This is a genomic window from Conexibacter woesei DSM 14684 (genome assembly GCF_000025265.1).
GTDB classification, from domain to species: domain Bacteria; phylum Actinomycetota; class Thermoleophilia; order Solirubrobacterales; family Solirubrobacteraceae; genus Conexibacter; species Conexibacter woesei.
On the sequence record NC_013739.1, the window covers coordinates 4,730,943 to 4,746,354 of the forward strand.

Consider the following 15,412-nt stretch of genomic DNA (forward strand, 5'->3'; position numbering starts at 1 on the left):
AGGAGGAGACGGTATGAGAGCGCGTTGCGTCAGTATCGCTGCGTTGGCGGTCATCGCGATTACCGCTGCCGGGTGCGGAAGCACGCCCGGCGAAGGCGGAGGGAGAGGCGGTACCAGCACCGTGGACCTGTCGGGGCCGATCAGACCCGCCGAAGACAGGGACATCACCGTCGCGATTCCGTTCCCGGACGTCGCGATGTACTCGATGTACAACGTCGGCAGCGACCTCGGCTACTACGAGCAGGAGGGCCTGAAGATCAAGGTGATCACCGCCGAGGACGTCAACGCCGCCGTCGCGAGCGGGAGCGCCGACATCGGCGTGAACAGCGTGGGTTCCGCCCTGGAGGCAATCCGCAACAAGATCGGCGTGACCATCCTCGCCGGGCACTGGTGCCGGCAGAACTTCGACTTCGCCGTGCAGCCGAACGTCGAGTCGGTCGAGGATCTCGAGGGGACGAACATCGTCCTCGCCGGCACGCCGGGCGACCCGGCGCAGTTCCAGCGCGCACGGGTGCTGAAGGAAGAGAACTGGGACCTCGACAGCATCGATCACACGCTCGTCAACCCGGGGCCGGACTCGGCGACGTGGCGGGCGTTCTTCACGGCGAGACGCGTGTCGCTGATGCCGTTCTTCGCCGACGACGAGCCGGCGCTCCAGAAGCACGGCGCAAGGGTGATCTTCCAGACGCTGCGCAACTGGGCGAACGACGTGCACATCGTCAACCGCGGATGGCTGGCCGAGAACCCGAACTCAGCGGTTCGCTTCCTGCGAGGGACCCTGAGAGCCGTGGACTTCATCGTGGCTCCGGGAGTCGGCAAGAGACCGCAGAACAAGGACGCCGTCCTCGACATCTACGCCGATCACGACTTCGACGTCAGCGCCCTTCGCGGTCAAGACGACTCGTGGGTGCTGGGCGGGGAGCTCTTCTGCGAGAACCTCTACTTCGACGAGGCGGCGTGGGCGACGACGATCGCGACCCAGAAGCTGAAGCCGCTCGACTTCAACGTCGACCTCGGCTACCTCGAGAAGGCGCAGAAGCTCATGAGTCGAGACAACGCCCCGCCGGCTCGGATGTCGTACCCCTGAGCGTGTGCAGGTAGGAACCACGGGGACGGCGACTCGCTGAACGGTCAGCAGCGAATCGCCGTCCACCGCACACGCGGAGACCCTCGATCTTCGGCACCGGCCGGCTATCGCAGTGGCGCTGACATCGACGTCGCGTTCTACGGGAGGCATGGTCCACGAATCGACACGCTGCCCGGCAGGGCGCGTCCTTCACCGTCGATTCCATCTCGCGGGTGGCAGGTCATTCCAGGACCTCGTCGGCAAGCTCGCGCAGGGCGCGGCGCGTCTCGGCCAGCACCCGTCTGCCCTCCTCCGTGGCGCGGTAGCGGCGTCGATGCCGCCCCTCGATCGTCTCTTCGTGCGAGATGAGCCACCCGTCGGCCTCCATGCGATGGAGCGTCGGGTAGAGCGTCCCAGGGCTGATTCTGTGGCCGTGGTGCGCAAGTTCCTCGCTCATCCACGCACCGTCGATCTCCTCCTCGGCGGCGTGATGGAGGATGTGCAGCTGAACCGCGCCGCGCAGGAACTGCCGCACCCGATCAGTCGCTCGTGCGAGCGGCGGGTTGAAACAGCTCGACAAGGTTGCCGGCGGGGTCCTCGACCAGGATTTGCGAGCCCCCGGGGCCGGTCACGACGTCGTTGCGGAACGGCACCCCGGCGCGGCGCAGGCGCTCCACCTCGACCGCGAGATCGTCGAACACGAGGTGGATGCGGTTCCAGCCGCCCGGCCCAGGCCGGGCTCCGTCCGGCATCGGCCGCCCGGCCGAGCTCGCCGGGCCGCTGAGCAGCAGCCGCAGATCTCCCAGAGAAACGTCGGCGAACGCTGGCGCGGCGCTTGAGATCAGCGTGAAACCGAAATGGGTCGTGTAGAACGCGATGGCCGCCTCGACGTCATCGACCATGTATCGAACGTTGACCGTGGTCACAGCAGGCCTCCTCGGCGGGTTGAAAGACCAGCTCAGCAACCATATCGGATTCCGATATCGATCTCCGATATTTGCGCGAGCGCCGCGGACGATCCCAGCGCGCTCGACCGAGCCCGCGCGGCGAACCGCTCGAGCGAGGCAAGCGCGACCCGATCGCTGGCGGCAAGCGTAGGTGCCTCTCTGATCGATATGGCGTTCTGCGCAACTGTGCCCGTGACCCACCCCCGACAGTTGCGATACCAACTCGATCCCGCGCCACTCGGCGACGGCTTGCACGTTCGCCGTCCCCGGTACTACCGTCGCGGAGCGGTGCGGACCGCTGCTGGCCTGAGGCCGGGCGCCCGCACCGAGCGGTTGCATACAGATCGCACGCCGCGACGGCGACTTGCAGACCGTGACGAGTATTCGGTTACTCGGCCCATAGAAAAGGCCCGCCGGAGCGGGCCTTTTCCTTAGCGGGACGATAAGCCGGAAAGCCGACACCCTAAGCCGTACCGGGCCTCTCAGCCTGCCCGGAGGTGGTTGCGATGGACATCGAGGTGGCGGATTTCCTGCGCTACTGCGAGATCGAACGCCGGCTCGCGCCGCTGACGTGCAAGGCGTACGCGCGCGACGTGCGCGCCTGCACGACGTTCCTGCACTCGATCGACGTGCACGACCTCGCGGCGGTGCGGGTCGCGCACCTGCGGCGGTTCCTCGCCGCCGAAGCCGACCACCGCCCCGCCCCCGCGAGCCAAGCCCGCACGATCGCCGCGCTGCGGTGCTTCTTTCGCTTCTGCGTCGAGAACGACTACCTCGACCGGGATCCGGCCGCGGTGCTCCGCGCGCCGAAGAAGCGCGACGCGCTGCCCGACGTGCTCGACAGCCGCGAGCTGCGCCGGCTGCTCTCCACGCCGGGAAGCGGGCAGGTGTGGCAGCGCAGATTCGCCGGCCGCGACGAACGCGACCGGCTCATGCTCGCCCTGCTCGGCCACAAGCACCTCGACTCAACCCAGCGCTACACCCGCGTCACCGCCCACCAACTCCGCGGCGCCGTCAAACGACTGCACTGGCACGAGACACGCGCATGACCACGCCTTACCTCGGGTCGCGGGTCCAATACAGGGGCGGGTTCTTGACGCATATCCCCGACCGGGTACCGGTTCGTCGCGGTGCGGGAGTTGCCGTAGCGCGTTACGGCACCAGAGGACGCGTGAGCAGCGTCGTCACCGTCGAGGGGTCCACGAGCTGCTCGAACTCCGCCGAGGCGACGCGCAGGCGTGGGTCCTCCACGAGCGCGCGCTGCCACGCCTCCCACGAATGCAGGCCCATGACCTCAGCCACCTGGACCGATGGCGCGGTCCCGTCGGGCTGCCCCTCCACCCGATAGACGTCAAACGAGCTGACCGCGTCGTTGCCGAGGCAGGCCGGCCGGTCCACCTCCGCGGAGAACTGGGCGAAGCGATCGAGCGGCACGCCCGGTCGCAGTGAAATGAGGTTGATGGCGTAGAGCAATGTCGTCTCCTGTCTGGGATTTCGTCTCACGAGAGAGGTCGAGTTAGTCGCGATGGCGCAGGCGTCCGTCGACGACGGTGAGCGTCACCGGCAAGTCGGGCAGCGCGTCGGCGGAGCAGGCGACGGGGTCCTCGGCGAAGCCGCTCAGGTCGGCCCGACAGCCCGGCGCGATGCGACCAGCGACGTCCTGCTCCCCGGCCACGCGTGCGGCCGCCGTCGTGTATCCCATGAGCGCCCGCAGTCCGTCCAGCACCTGCTCGGGCCCGAACACGTGGGCGGCGGCGTCACCGGGCGTGCGCCGCAGTCGCGCCCACGCCATCCCGACGCGGGGATCGAATGTCGCGACCGGCCAGTCGGACCCCAGCGGCATCAGCGCGCCGCTGCGCTGCAGGTCGCCCGTCCGCCACCCGCGCGCCAACTGCATGGCACCGAGCCGGCTCGAGATCGAGTCGCTCATGTCAGCGCGCAGCCACTGCATGTGCAGCGGCTGCATCGACGCAGCCACGCCCTCTGCCGCGAACCGCGGCAGCTCGCGGTCGCGCAGCAGCTCGACGTGCTCGATGCGATGCGTCCCGACCCCGCTGCGACCGGCGGCCCGGTACGCGTCGAGCGCCGCGCGCACCGCGCGGTCGCCGGTCGCGTGCGTGACGCACTGCACGCCCGCGTCAGCGAACAGCTTGACCGCCCGCTCGTAGCGCGCGTGGTCGGGCCACAGCTGCTGGAGGCCGTCGCCCTGGAGGTCGGGCTCCTCCAGCCACGAGGTGCCCGTGTCGAGCACGCCGTCGATGAAGAACTTCGCGGCCCCGACGCGCCATAGCCGTCCGTGCTCCGCGCCGAGCGCAGCGTCGCGCTTCATCGCCTCGAACGTCGTCTCCGGCTCCTGCAGCAAGGCGAGCAGGTGGCGCACCGCCAAGCGGTCCTCGCCCTCCAGCTCCCGCAGCAAGTCGAGCGTGGCGGGCGTGCCGTCCATCACGTGCGCGCCGGTGAGACCGACCTGCGCGAAGCGCTGCTGGATCTGCGCGAACAGCTCGCGCTCCGCCCTCGGGTCCAGCGGCGGGATCGCCGCTCGCACGAGCGCGAGCGCCGCCGGCTCGCGCAGCTCGCCCGTGGGCACGCCGTCGCGCACCACGACCTCGGCGCTGCCGTCGAGCGCGACCGGTCCGCGAACGCCCGCGAGCTCCAGCGCGCGCGGCGTCGCGAGCCCGGTGTGGCCGTCGAGCAGGATCAGCAGCGTGGGCGCGCCGCCGACCGCCCGTTCGAGCTGACGGCCGTCGAGGCCGACGCCGGCGAAGGCGCCGTACTCCAGCCCCCAGCCGCGTACCCACGCGCCCTCGCCGACGTGCTCGCGCTCCGCGGCAAGCGCCGTCTCGACGGCAGCCAGCGTTCTGCAGCCGGTCAGGTCCGCGCCACCGACCCAATCGGAGCGGAACGGGTGGATGTGGGTGTCGACCAGGCCCGGCGTCAGCGCCATCCCGCTGCCGTCGAGCAGCTCGGTTCGCGCGTCGCAGACCGCGCGCACCTCGGCGTCGTCGCCGACGGCGAGGATCCGTCCCGCGCCGATCGCGACTGCCTGGGCGTGCGGCCGCGCGGGGTCGAGCGTCCGGATCTCGGCGCCGACGATCGCGAGATCGGCGAACCTGCGTGCGGCCACCGCTCAGCCCTCGCCCCGCGCGCGCTGCGCCTCGAGGTGGCGCAGCTCGATGCGGCGGATCTTGCCGGTCAGCGTCTTCGGCAGCTCGGTCACGAACTCGATGCGGCGCGGGTATGCATAGGCCGAGAGGTGCTCGCGCACGTGGGCCTTGATCTCGTCGGCGAGCGCGTCGGAGGGTGCGAAGCGGTCGGCGAGGACGACGAACGCCTTCACGATCGTTCCGCGCCGCTCGTCGGGTGAGGCGACCACCGCGGCTTCGGCGACCGCGGGGTGCTCCAGGCATGCGGACTCGACCTCGAACGGGCCGACGCGGTAGCCGGCGGAGATGATCACGTCGTCGGCGCGGCCCTCGTACCAGTAGTAGCCGTCCTCGTCGCAGGACGCGGCGTCCTTGGTGTGGAACCACTCGCCGCCGAACGTCTCGGCCGCTGCTTCCTCGTTGCGCCAATAGCCGAGCGGGTAGTGCGGGTTGGTGCGCGCGCGCAGGCAGATCTCGCCGCGCTCTCCGACTGCGACGGGCTGCTCGTCCTCATCGAGGATCCGCACATCCCAGCCGGGCATCGGGCGGCCCATCGAACCCTCGCGGACCTCCATCCACGGATAGTTGCCGACGAGCGGATACGACTCCGTCAGGCCGTAGTAGTCGAGCACGGTGACGCCGTACTGCTCGCGGAACCAGCGGATCGCCTCAGGGTTCAACGGCTCGCCCGCAGAGCAGACGCGCCGGAACCCGCACGGGTACTGCGAACCGGCATCCGCGATCGCCATCATCGACCGCATCGCCGTCGGCGTCGTGAACAGGTTGCTCACCTGATGGCGCGAGAGGAAATCGAGCTGTCTGCGAGGGTCGAAGCCGCCCTCCCGCTGGTAGACGCACTGCACCGCGCCGTAACGCCACGGACCCAGCAGCGGCGCGATCCCCGCCGCCCACGCCCACTCGCCCATCCCGTGGAAGCGCTCGCCCTCCCGCACCTCGTGGCAGTAGACGAACTCCTCGTGCGCGAGCAGATACCGATGCGCGTGCACGATCCCCTTCGCCAGCCCCGTCGTGCCGGACGTGTAATAGAGCTGCGCCGGGTCATCCGCCGCCGTGTCGGTCGAGATCGGATCGGTCGGCGCGCCCGCGAGCAGCGACGCGTCGCCGCTCTCGTCGAGCACCAGCACCCGCACGCCGGCATCCGCGAATCGGTCCGCGTTCGTCGCGTCGGTCACCAGCACCGCCGGCTCCGCGTCGCCCAGCCGATGGCGGATCCCCTCGTCGCCGTACAGCACGCTCATCGACAGCAGGATCGCCCCGAGCTTCCAGACCCCGAAGAACACTGCCGCGGTCTCCGGCGTCGGCGGCAGCACCACCGCCACGCGATCCCCACGCCCGACACCGGCGTCGCGCAGCACGAACGCCGCCTGGTTCGCGAGCGCCTGCAGCTCCCCCCACGTCAGCTCCCGCCGCGCCCCGTCGAAGCGCTCCCACACCATCGCGAGCTTCTCGGGCGAGTGCTTGTCGCACACGTCCTGCGCGATGTTGTAGCGCTCGGGCACCTCCCAGCGATGCGCTGCGCACGCTACCTCATACCGGCCCATCTGACGCGTCCCTCCCGTCTCCTTGAACGTTCCAGTAACGTAGCCGATCGTCGTGATGCGCGCCACCGAGCTGTCGCATCCCCCGAACAGTCGAAAGCGAGAAACCGAGCCATGCGAACGTCGCGCTATCGCGATCTCCTCGCGCTGCCCGGAGCCGTGAGCTTCCTGGCCCGAACGCTGCTGGGGCGACTGCCTCTGGGCATGCTGTCGCTCGGGCTCCTGCTGTACGTGCGCGAGCGCACCGGTTCCTTCGGCACCGCCGGCCTCGCCGTCGGGGCGCTCGTGCTCGGCGAGGCAGCGACGGCCGCCGTGCACGGGACGCTCGTCGACCGCTTCGGGCCGTCGCGTGTCGTCGCGGCCTGCGCCGGCGCCCAGGGCACGCTGCTGCTCGGTCTCGTCGCCGCTGGCGAGTCCGGAGCGGGCGCCCCCGTCCTGATCGCGCTGTGCGCGCTGATCGGCACGCTCGTGCCGCCGGTCTCGGCGTCCGCACGCGCGCTCTGGCCACGGCTCACGCCCGATCTCCCGACCCGCGAAGCGCTGTTCGCGCTCGACGCCTCGACCCAGGAGATCATCTGGACGTCGGGGCCGATGCTGGTCGCACTCGGCGCAGCGGTCGCGGGGCCGGTCGGCGCCGTCGTCCTCACGGCTGCCATCACGCTCGTGGGAGGCTCGCTGTTCGCCGTCTCGCCGGTCGCGCGGATGCGGCCCGAGCCGGGCCGACAGGGCCGACGCGGCAGTGCGCTGAGCAGCCGCGGCCTGCGTCTGCTGCTGCCGTCCGTGCTCGTCATGGGCGTCGGGCTCGGCCACCTCGAGGTGGCCCTCCCGGCACTCGCCGTCGACGCCCACGCGGACGGCGCCGCCGGCGCGCTGCTCGCCGTGTGGTCGCTCGGCAGCCTCGTCGGCGGCGTCGTCTACGGCAGCCGCTCCTGGGGATGGCCGGCGCACCGGCGGCACACGGTCTTCGTCGCGCTCGTCGCGCTCTCCGTCGCGCCGCTGCTGCTTGCGGGCTCGGTCGCGGCGGCGCTGCCGCTGGGCTTCGTCGCGGGCCTGTTCATCGCCCCCGCCTTCTCCTGCCAGTTCGTGATCGTCGGGGCGATGGCGCCGCAGGACACCGCCGCCGAGGCGTTCGCGTGGTACACGACGGCGCTCGTCGGCGGTGTCGCGGCCGGGGTGGCCACGGCGGGTCAGCTCGTCGAGGCGCGCGGGGTGCAGACGACCGTCGCGGCCGCCATCGGCGCGCTGCTGCTCGCTGCGCTCGCGGCGACGCGAGTCCCGGCCCTGTCCGAGGCGGACGCGCAGAGGACGAACAATGCGACAGTGGGTGCGCCATGCTGAGCGTCGGCTTCGCGCAGGAGGACATCACGCCCGCGCTTGGGCGCCCGGTTGCCGGCACCGGCGACGAACGCCCAGCGAACACGGTCGAGCTGCCGTTGCACGCGCGCGCGATGACGCTCGACGACGGCGAGCGACGCGTCGCGCTCGTGGCGCTCGACGTCCTGTTCCTCAACGCCGACACCGTCGCGGAGATCCGTGAGACGGTGGCCGAGAGCACGGGGATCGCGCCGCAGGACACGCTCGTCGCGTGCACGCACACGCACTACGCCCCGCGCACGACGGCCCTGCACGACCACGAGCCCGACCACGACTACCTCGACCGCATCCGCTCGGCCGTCGCGCGAACGATCGCCGTCGCACTCGATCGCCAGCGCGCGGCGCGTCTCAACTTCGCGTCGGTCTCCGCGCCCGGGTGGACGTTCAACCGCCGCCCGATCTACCGCTCCGGTCAGGTCGGGACGCAGGGCCCCGCCCACGGGCCCGACTTCGTGGCGCTCGAAGGCCCGGTCGACGACGAGCTGCAGCTGCTGCTCGCCAGTGCCGTGGACGACGGGCGCCCGCTCGGAGGCATCGTCAACTTCGCCTGCCATGCCACCGTTCGCCCCGACGGCCCACCGAAGGTCTCGGCCGACTACCCCGGCCGCCTGACCGAGCAGCTCGCGGCGCGCCTCGGCGGCGGCGTGTTCCTCTACACCGCCGGCGCATGCGGGGATCTCTGGAGCTTCGACCTCACGCGGCGCACGCCGCGCTTCGAGGACTCGACGACGCACCTGCACGCGATGGGCGACGCCCTCGCCGAGGCCGCGATCGAGGCGCTTCCGCGAGCGACCCCGCTCGACGTCCCGCGAATTCGCAGCGCGCGCCGCGTCGTGCGGCTCGCGCAGCGACGCCCCACCCGGCGGCAGCTGGAGCTCGCACGCTGGTATCTGGAGCAGGCGCCCGACGACGTCGACCTCGCCGCGCTCACACAGGAGGCGTACGGCCATGCGCACACGTTCTACGAGCCGACGGTATTCCACGCCGCCTGGTTCGCGCGCGAGACGATCGGCATGTGGGAGTGGCAGCGACGAGTCGGCACGCGCGCACTCGTGGAGGACCTCGAAGTGCACGCGCTCGCGCTCGGGGACCTCGCGATCGCCGCCTATCCGGTCGAGCTGTTCGCCGAGCTCGGCATCGCGACCAAGCGACGATCCGCATTCCCGCACACGATGGTCGCGACGCTCGCCAACGGCTGGCACGGCTACGCGCCGACCGTCACGGCGTTCGAGCGCGGCGGCTACGAGCCACGGCTCGGACAGCAGAGCCGCCTCGAAGAACAGGCGGGACCGAAGCTCGTCGAGGCCGCAGGCGTTCTGCTGTCCGAGCTGTCGAGACGCTAGGCGACCGCTTCGAGCACCTCGCGCGCGGCGCGCATCCCCTCGCTCGCCGCGCCCTCCATGAAGCGCTGGAACTGCGGTGAGAGCTGCTCGCCGGCGAAGTGGAACGGACCCTCTGGCGTCCGCTCCCTGCCGTCGAAGCCCGTGTGCTGGCCGACGAGGCGACAGGAGTAGCTCGCGCCGAGGAACGGATCGGACGTCGGACTGGTCAGCGTCGCCCGGCCGGTGAAGGCCTCGGCGGCGCCCGGCCACAGCCGGTCGAGCTGCGCGACGATCTGCTGCGCGCGCCGCGCGACCTGCGGCTCGGCGTTCGACGCGTACGGCTGCGCGATCTGCGCCGCCGCGGCGAGTGGTCCGCCGAGGTAGGAGACGAGCACCGACGTCTCGCCGTCGTCGCCCAGCGTCGACTCCCAGGTGGCGCCGAGGTCGAGGTCGGTGAACGTCGTGCCGTTGCAGCGATGCGGCTCCGCTGCCGCCGACCACGGCCGCCCCGCGAACTCGAGCTGGAGCTTGGAGTGCGCGCCGTAGCCGAACTCGCGGATCGCCGCCGCCTTGCGCTCGTCGAGCGCGGCGTCCGCGAGGTCGACCTGCCGCAGCGCCGTGTACGGCAGCGTGAGGATCGCGTGGTCGAAGACGGCCTCCTGCCGCTCACCGTCGACGGACAGCCCGAGCACGGCACGGTCGTTCGCGCCGCGCGCGATCCGCACGAGCTGCGCGTTCAGACGCAGCGCCTCGGCAGGCAGCAGGCGTGCGAGGCCGCGCGGCACCTGGTCGATGCCGCCGAGCACGCGGTAGCGCTCGTCCGACGTGCCCAGCACGCCGAACGTGCCCGGCGCCAGCCCGGCGAGCTGCCGCACGAGGTTGATCGCGCTCTGACGGCGTGAGTCGACGCCGCACTCGATCGTGTACCCGAGGTCGATCAGCGTCCCGAGGCGCGAGTCATGCCCGCCGGGGACGTGCCGCTCGATCCACTCGTGGACGCTGAGAGCGTCCAGCGCGCGGGCCGCCTCGCCCGCGGGGGTCCAGCTGGCCGGCATGCCGATCGCCGCGGCCTGCGCCTCGACCACGGCGCGCACACCGGCGTCGTAGTCGCGCAGCGCGTCGGCGGTCGCATACGACTCGCCGGAAAGCAAGCACAGCTCGCCCAGCTCGGGGACGACGCGCTCGCGGTCGCGGGTCGGGATCCCCAGCCGCCGGATGTGCGCCAGCATCGTCGCGTGGTCCGAGTTGACGAGCTCCGCGCACCACTCGGTGCGGTGCGCCCCGAGCCACGGCTCGTCAGTCGAGTGCGTGCGGCCGCCGACGTGGTCGGCAGCCTCGAAGAGCGTCGGCACGATGCCCGCGTCGAGCAACGCGACGGCCGCGGTGAGGCCGGCGACGCCGGCGCCGACGACGGCGACCGCGGGGCGACCGCGAGACGCTGCTGAGGCGGTCTTCGGGTGGGGCAAGGGTTCTCCTCTCATGACGTGGCCCGCATCACTTTATCGTTATAGTTCCGGGAGGAGCACGTGCTCCTCCCACCATTGGCGCCTTCGCGGCGCAGACGTCCGCTTTTACGTTCAACATCTCCCGCATGCCCACGCACTCGAACGCAGGCCGCCAGCGGCCCACCCTGCGCCACGTCGCCGCCGAGGCGGACGTGTCGATCCAGACGGTCTCGAACGTCCTGCGGCGCCGCTTCGACCTCATGCGGCCCGAGACGCGTGAGCGCGTCGAACAGGCGATGGCGGATCTCGGGTATCACCCCAACGTCACAGCGCGCGGCCTGCGCTCGCGGCGCACGGGCACGTTCGCGTTCCTCGTGCTCGACGAGGCTCCGAGCTTCCTCGCCGACCCGTTGACCGACCTGCTCATCGCCGGCGTCGCGGACGTCGCGCGCGACAGCGACTACGAGATCCTGTTGAAGGCCGAACGCCCGCTGGCGACCGAGCGCCGGATGCTGAGACCGCTGCTCGAGGGTCGCGTCGACGGCGCCTTCGCGCTGCTGTCCGGCGAGCCAGCACTGCGGTACGGCTATGTCGACCAGCTGAAGACGCTCGACATGCCGTTCGTCGTCTTCGACGAGGTGATCGAGGACTCGGACGTGCTCGTCGTCCGCACCGACGAGCGCGTCACGGCGCGCCAGCTGACCGAGCACCTGATCGCCCGCGGTCACGAGGCGATCGGCTTCGTCGCCGCGCGCCTGCCCTGGCCGGTCATCGAGCAGCGCCATCTCGGCTACCGCGACGCGCTCGCCGCCGCCGGGCTCCCGGAACGTCCGGAGCTGGAGGTCTTCGACGCGACCTGGCAGGCGTCAGGCGGCGAGGCGATGGCGGAGCGTCTGCTGTCGGCGAGCACGCGTCCGACGGCGATCATCTGCGGCTCGGACGTGCTGGCGATCGGCGCGATCCACGCGGTGAAGACCGCCGGGCTGCGCGTGCCCGACGACGTCGCCGTCGCAGGCTTCGACGACTTCGAGTTCTCGCGCTTCGCCGACCCGCCGCTGACGACCGTGCGGGTGGCCGCCTACGAGATGGGCCGCATTGCCGCGGACATGCTCGTCCGCGCACTTGCCGGCGAGCAACTCGACGCGCCCCACGCCGTGCTCACCAACGAGCTGATCGTGCGGAACTCGACGTGAGCCCGCCACTTCGCAGCAGCCGCTGGTTCGCCGGCCACGACGTCCCCGGGTTCCTGCACCGCACGGCGCTTCGTGCGGAAGGTCTCTCGAGCGCCAGCATCGCCGGCCGTCCGGTGATCGGCATCTGCAACTCGCAGTCCGAGCTCGTCAACTGCAACGTCCACTTCGACGCGCTCGCGAACGCGGTCAAGCGCGGGATCTTGCAGGCGGGCGGCCTGCCGCTGGAGTTCCACACGATCTCACTCGGCGAGCAGCTGATGAAGCCGACGACGATGCTCTATCGCAACCTGATGGCGATGGACGTCGAGGAGTGCCTGCGCTCCTATCCGCTCGACGCGGTCGTGCTGATCGGCGGCTGCGACAAGACGATCCCCGCCCAGCTGCTCGGCGCCGCGAGCGCCGACGTCCCGGCGATCGCGCTCAGCGGCGGTCCGGCCGCGCCGGCAGTGTTCCGCGGCCGTGCGCTCGGCGTCGGGACCGACCTGTGGCACTACACCGACCAGCTGCGCGCGGGTCAGATGACGCAGGCCGAGTACGACGAGCTGGAGGCCGCTTCGAGCCCATCGGTCGGGCACTGCCCTGAGATGGGAACCGCCTCGACGATGGCCGCGCTGCTGGAGGGCCTGGGCATGGCGCTGCCCGGTTCCGCGACCGCGCCCGCGGTCGACGCGCGCCGCTACCACTGGGCGGAGGAGACGGGCCGGCGCGCGGTCGACGTCGCGCGCGAGCAGCTGCGGCCGTCCGCGATCCTCACCGGCGCCGCGTTCGACAACGCGATCACGCTGCTGCTCGGGCTCGGCGGCTCGGTCAACGCGGTCGTCCACCTGCTGGCGCTCGCCGGGCGCGTGGGCGTCGAGCTGCCGCTGCGGCACTTCGACGAGATCGCCCAGCGCACGCCGGCGATCGTCGACGTCCGCCCGGTCGGCGAGCAGCTCGTCGAGCAGCTGTTCCACGCCGGCGGCGTGCCGGAGGTGCTGCACGAGCTGGCGCCGCTGCTGGAGCTCGACGCGCTCACCGTCACGGGCCGCTCCCTGGGCGCCTCGCTGCCGGCGCGACGCGCGGAGCGCTCCGAGGTCGTCCGCACGCTCGACGCGCCGATCCGCCCGCCGGGCGGCCTCGCCGTCCTGCACGGCAGCCTCGCGCCGTCCGGCGCGCTGGTGAAGCCGAGCGTCGCCGATCCGCGGCTGCTTCAGCACCGTGGTCCCGCGCTCGTGTTCGAGGGGATCGAGGACCTCGGTGCGCGCATCGACGACCCGGATCTGCCGGTCGACGCCGACACTGTCCTGGTGCTGCGCAACGTGGGTCCGCGCGGCGGGCCGGGCATGCCCGAGTGGGGTCAGCTGCCGATCCCGCAGAAGCTGCTGCGCGCCGGCGTGCGCGACATGCTGCGGATCTCCGACGCCCGCATGAGCGGCACCGCGTTCGGCGCGGCGGTCCTGCACGTCGCGCCCGAAGCGGCTGCCGGCGGTCCACTCGCGCTCGTCCGCGACGGCGACCAGATCGAGCTCGACCTCGCGCAGCGCCGGCTGGACCTGTGCGTCGCAGAGGAGGAGCTGGAGCTCCGCCGCGCGACGTGGTCCCCGCCGCCGCGCGCGTACCAGCGCGGCTACGGCGCGCTGTACCTCGACCACGTCCTGCAGGCCGACGAGGGCTGCGACTTCGACTTCCTGCGTGGCCGCTCCGCGGATCCTGAGCACGAGCCGCTCGGCGTGCTGCGCGGCTGGATCGGCGGCTGGTAGACGCGCTTGCGAGACCAGCTTGAACGATCTAACATTTCGACTACTTGAACGTTCCACAAAGGTGCCCATGACCGAACTCCCGATTGATCCCGCTACCGCCCACGTCCCGGCGTCTCGCCCCGACGGCCGCGACCTCGACCTCGTCGCGCGGCTCGGCAACCTCTTCACGGCCGTCATCTCCGACTGCCTCGACGCCGTCGGGGTGCGCGAGAACACGATGGCCAGGCGCATCCGTCCGCTCCACCCCGCGAGCACCCTCGCCGGGTACGCCGCGACCGTCGAGCTCGTGCGGGTCGACGGCGCGCCGGCGAACCCCGACGACTACTACAAGGGCGAGCTCGACGCGCTCGACGCGATGCAGCCGGGCGACGTGATGGTCGTCTCGACCTGCGACGGGTCCTACTGGGGCGAGCTGCTCGCGACCGCCTGCCGCGCGAGAGGCGTCCACGGGCTCGTCGCCGACGCCTACACGCGCGACACCCCGCGGCTGGTCGAGATGGACTTCCCCACCTTCGCCGCCGGCATCGACCCCCAGGACTCGCTCGGCCGCACGGACGTGCGCGGCTTCGGTGGCACCGTCAGCTGCGGCGGTGTCACGGTCGCGCAGGGCGATCTCGTGATCGCCGACAACGACGGCGTCGCCGTCATCCCGGCGGCGCTCGCCGTCGAGGTGATCGAGCGCGCCGAGGCGAAGGTCGGCAGCGAGGGCACGATGCGCGCCGACCTCGCCGGCGGCATGCCGATCGGCGAGGCGTTCCGCCTCCACGGAGTCCTCTGATGGCCGGCCGCCTCACGGACAAGGTCGCGATCGTCACCGGCGCGGGCGGCGGGATCGGTGCCGCGACGACGCGCAAGCTCGCTGCCGAAGGCGCGGCGGTCCTGTGCGTCGACGTCGACGAGACCGCGGCGACGCGGATCGCCGACGAGCTTGCGCAGGCCGGCCACCGTGCAGCCGCGTTCGCCGCGGACCTCGCCACCGCGGACGCGAACCGCGCGATGGTCACGGAGGCCGTACGGCGCTGGGGCGGGCTCGACGTCCTGCACGCCAACGCGGCGGTCCAGGTGATGGGGTCGCTCGCCGACACGAGCGCGGAGCAGTGGCAGCGCCTGTTCGACGTGAACCTGCGCGGCGTCGCGTGGGGCATCGAGGCCGCGCTGCCCGCGCTGAGCGAGCGCGGCGGCGGCTCGATCGTGATCACCGCCTCGCTGCTCGGCATCGTCGGCGACCCCGACATGCCCGCGTACGGCGCGATGAAGGGCGGCCTGCGGGCGCTCTGCCGCTCGCTCGCGAGCGCTCACGGGCCCGCCGGCATCCGCGTCAACACGATCTGCCCCGGTGACGTCGAGACGCCGCTGCTCGCCGACTTCTTCGCCTTCCAGTCCGATCCCGAGGCCGCCCGGCGCGCGATCGAGGAGCGCTACCCGCTTCGCCGCTTCGCGCGGCCCGAGGACGTCGCGAACGTCGTCGCCTTCCTCGCCTCCGACGAGGCGGCGTACCTCACGGGCATCGACGTCGTCGTCGACGGCGGCCTGCTCGCCCGCATCTACTGAGCGCATGGCACGCGCCGCGCAGCGCGCGGTCCGACGCCCCACGTGAACGGGGCCCATCCGAAAGCGAGACCGC

The 15,412-nt window shown here is 71.7% G+C and carries 14 protein-coding genes; 8 read left to right on the top strand and 6 right to left on the bottom strand.

Translation table 11 applies throughout. From position 1 onward, the window contains the following. The first annotated feature begins 13 nt into the window (after positions 1-13). Entirely contained in the window at positions 14-1,087 is a 1,074-nt protein-coding gene (locus tag CWOE_RS22265) for an ABC transporter substrate-binding protein (RefSeq protein WP_012935901.1), read from the top strand. 220 nt (positions 1,088-1,307) lie between these two features. On the opposite strand, the gene CWOE_RS22270 is transcribed toward CWOE_RS22265, so the two are convergent. Both CWOE_RS22270 and CWOE_RS22275 read right to left on the bottom strand, forming a co-directional pair. Further along, positions 1,308-1,601, bottom strand: a complete 294-nt coding sequence (locus CWOE_RS22270; RefSeq protein WP_012935902.1) for a PadR family transcriptional regulator — start codon at positions 1,599-1,601, stop codon at positions 1,308-1,310. 4 nt (positions 1,602-1,605) lie between these two features. Then, positions 1,606-1,992, bottom strand: a complete 387-nt coding sequence (locus CWOE_RS22275; protein ID WP_012935903.1) for a VOC family protein — start codon at positions 1,990-1,992, stop codon at positions 1,606-1,608. Between the two features lie 527 nt (positions 1,993-2,519). On the opposite strand from CWOE_RS22275, the gene CWOE_RS22280 reads away from it, so the two are divergent. Then, complete coding sequence (locus tag CWOE_RS22280; protein ID WP_012935904.1) at positions 2,520-3,062, top strand: site-specific integrase; 543 nt, start codon at positions 2,520-2,522, stop codon at positions 3,060-3,062. A 103-nt stretch (positions 3,063-3,165) separates the two neighbouring features. Here CWOE_RS22280 and CWOE_RS22285 read toward each other — a convergent pair whose 3' ends face one another. The 3 genes from CWOE_RS22285 to CWOE_RS22295 are packed head-to-tail and all read right to left on the bottom strand — an operon-like array spanning position 3,166 to position 6,718. After that, complete coding sequence (locus CWOE_RS22285; protein WP_012935905.1) at positions 3,166-3,486, bottom strand: hypothetical protein; 321 nt, start codon at positions 3,484-3,486, stop codon at positions 3,166-3,168. 43 nt (positions 3,487-3,529) lie between these two features. Then, entirely contained in the window at positions 3,530-5,137 is a 1,608-nt protein-coding gene (locus CWOE_RS22290; RefSeq protein ID WP_012935906.1) for an amidohydrolase, read from the bottom strand. A gap of 3 nt (positions 5,138-5,140) precedes the next feature. Continuing rightward, a complete protein-coding gene (locus CWOE_RS22295; RefSeq protein ID WP_012935907.1) occupies positions 5,141-6,718 on the bottom strand; it encodes an acyl-CoA synthetase in 1,578 nt (525 codons plus the stop codon). A 201-nt stretch (positions 6,719-6,919) separates the two neighbouring features. On the opposite strand from CWOE_RS22295, the gene CWOE_RS22300 reads away from it, so the two are divergent. Further along, complete coding sequence (locus CWOE_RS22300) at positions 6,920-8,053, top strand: MFS transporter (protein WP_148261114.1); 1,134 nt, start codon at positions 6,920-6,922, stop codon at positions 8,051-8,053. Next, positions 8,047-9,432: a hypothetical protein gene (locus CWOE_RS22305; RefSeq protein ID WP_012935909.1), complete on the top strand. Its 1,386-nt coding sequence runs from the start codon at positions 8,047-8,049 to the stop codon at positions 9,430-9,432. Before CWOE_RS22300 ends, CWOE_RS22305 begins: the two co-directional genes overlap by 7 nt. Here CWOE_RS22305 and CWOE_RS22310 read toward each other — a convergent pair. Then, the gene (locus CWOE_RS22310; protein WP_160165553.1) at positions 9,429-10,877 is read right to left on the bottom strand and encodes a flavin monoamine oxidase family protein; all 1,449 of its coding nucleotides are present in this window, start codon (positions 10,875-10,877) and stop codon (positions 9,429-9,431) included. The genes CWOE_RS22305 and CWOE_RS22310 overlap by 4 nt on opposite strands. Positions 10,878-11,002: 125 nt before the next feature. On the opposite strand from CWOE_RS22310, the gene CWOE_RS22315 reads away from it, so the two are divergent. The 4 genes from CWOE_RS22315 to CWOE_RS22330 all read left to right on the top strand — a co-directional run bounded on the left by CWOE_RS22315 (position 11,003) and on the right by CWOE_RS22330 (position 15,339). Continuing rightward, positions 11,003-12,049, top strand: coding sequence for a LacI family DNA-binding transcriptional regulator (locus CWOE_RS22315; protein ID WP_012935911.1), 1,047 nt, complete (start codon positions 11,003-11,005; stop codon positions 12,047-12,049). Continuing rightward, entirely contained in the window at positions 12,046-13,788 is a 1,743-nt protein-coding gene (locus CWOE_RS22320; protein ID WP_012935912.1) for a dihydroxy-acid dehydratase, read from the top strand. Before CWOE_RS22315 ends, CWOE_RS22320 begins: the two co-directional genes overlap by 4 nt. A 67-nt stretch (positions 13,789-13,855) precedes the next feature. Next, the gene (locus CWOE_RS22325; RefSeq protein ID WP_012935913.1) at positions 13,856-14,566 is read left to right on the top strand and encodes an RraA family protein; all 711 of its coding nucleotides are present in this window, start codon (positions 13,856-13,858) and stop codon (positions 14,564-14,566) included. Then, positions 14,566-15,339 carry an SDR family NAD(P)-dependent oxidoreductase gene (locus CWOE_RS22330; protein ID WP_012935914.1) on the top strand — a complete coding sequence of 258 codons (774 nt, stop codon included), beginning with the start codon at positions 14,566-14,568 and terminating at the stop codon, positions 15,337-15,339. The genes CWOE_RS22325 and CWOE_RS22330 overlap by 1 nt, the downstream gene beginning before the upstream one ends. Positions 15,340-15,412 lie beyond the last annotated feature (73 nt).

What these genes read in the sequence shown, in the direction of transcription:
- CWOE_RS22330 (WP_012935914.1), top strand. Translation starts at nt 14,566, where the DNA reads ATGGCCGGCCGCCTCACGGACAAGGTCGCGATCGTCACCGGCGCGGGC.
- CWOE_RS22295 (WP_012935907.1), bottom strand. Translation starts at nt 6,718, where the DNA reads ATGGGCCGGTATGAGGTAGCGTGCGCAGCGCATCGCTGGGAGGTGCCC.
- CWOE_RS22300 (WP_148261114.1), top strand. Translation starts at nt 6,920, where the DNA reads ATGCTGTCGCTCGGGCTCCTGCTGTACGTGCGCGAGCGCACCGGTTCC.
- CWOE_RS22325 (WP_012935913.1), top strand. Translation starts at nt 13,856, where the DNA reads ATGACCGAACTCCCGATTGATCCCGCTACCGCCCACGTCCCGGCGTCT.
- CWOE_RS22305 (WP_012935909.1), top strand. Translation starts at nt 8,047, where the DNA reads ATGCTGAGCGTCGGCTTCGCGCAGGAGGACATCACGCCCGCGCTTGGG.
- CWOE_RS22280 (WP_012935904.1), top strand. Translation starts at nt 2,520, where the DNA reads ATGGACATCGAGGTGGCGGATTTCCTGCGCTACTGCGAGATCGAACGC.
- CWOE_RS22315 (WP_012935911.1), top strand. Translation starts at nt 11,003, where the DNA reads ATGCCCACGCACTCGAACGCAGGCCGCCAGCGGCCCACCCTGCGCCAC.
- CWOE_RS22265 (WP_012935901.1), top strand. Translation starts at nt 14, where the DNA reads ATGAGAGCGCGTTGCGTCAGTATCGCTGCGTTGGCGGTCATCGCGATT.